The sequence below is a fragment of the Thermobrachium celere DSM 8682 genome, from assembly GCF_000430995.1.
Taxonomy (GTDB): domain Bacteria; phylum Bacillota; class Clostridia; order Clostridiales; family Caloramatoraceae; genus Thermobrachium; species Thermobrachium celere.
Genome location: NZ_HF951990.1, coordinates 6,004 through 6,541 on the forward strand (window position 1 = coordinate 6,004; position 538 = coordinate 6,541).

The 538-nt window shown below is 37.9% G+C and carries 1 protein-coding gene; it reads left to right on the forward strand.

The annotated features are described in order from the left end of the window. Positions 1-10: 10 nt before the first annotated feature. Positions 11-367 carry a type II toxin-antitoxin system PemK/MazF family toxin gene (locus TCEL_RS00065; protein ID WP_018655915.1) on the forward strand — a complete coding sequence of 119 codons (357 nt, stop codon included), beginning with the start codon at positions 11-13 and terminating at the stop codon, positions 365-367. The last annotated feature ends 171 nt before the right edge of the window (positions 368-538 follow it).

Below are 538 nucleotides of genomic sequence, written 5' to 3' on the forward strand. Positions count from 1 at the left end.
GATATATTAGATGGTTCAGGTGGTGAAAAGAGGAGATATATTCTATGCTGATTTAAGCCCTGTCATAGGTTCTGAACAAGGAGGAGTAAGGCCTGTACTCATAATACAAAATGACGTAGGAAATAGGTACAGTCCTACTGTAATCGTGGCGGCCATAACTTCACAGATAAACAAAGCAAAGCTTCCAACCCATGTTGAAATATGCTGTGAGGACTATGGACTAACAAAGGATTCTGTTATACTACTTGAACAAGTTAGAACAATAGACAAAAGAAGGCTTAGAGAAAAGATAGGACACATTAGTGATGAACTAATGAAAAAGGTAGATGAGGCACTACTTATTAGCCTAGGACTAATCGACTTCTAAAGTGCCACCCAAGTGAAATGTGACATTTCCCAATTCATACCATAAGCATCAGAAGAAAATTAAGAAGTGACTACAAGTGTCAATCACCCGACTTAGTACCCTACGTTTTTTGTTTTAGTACGTTGCCCACCCAAGTGAAATGTGACATTTTCCAAATTATAGAACATTGCA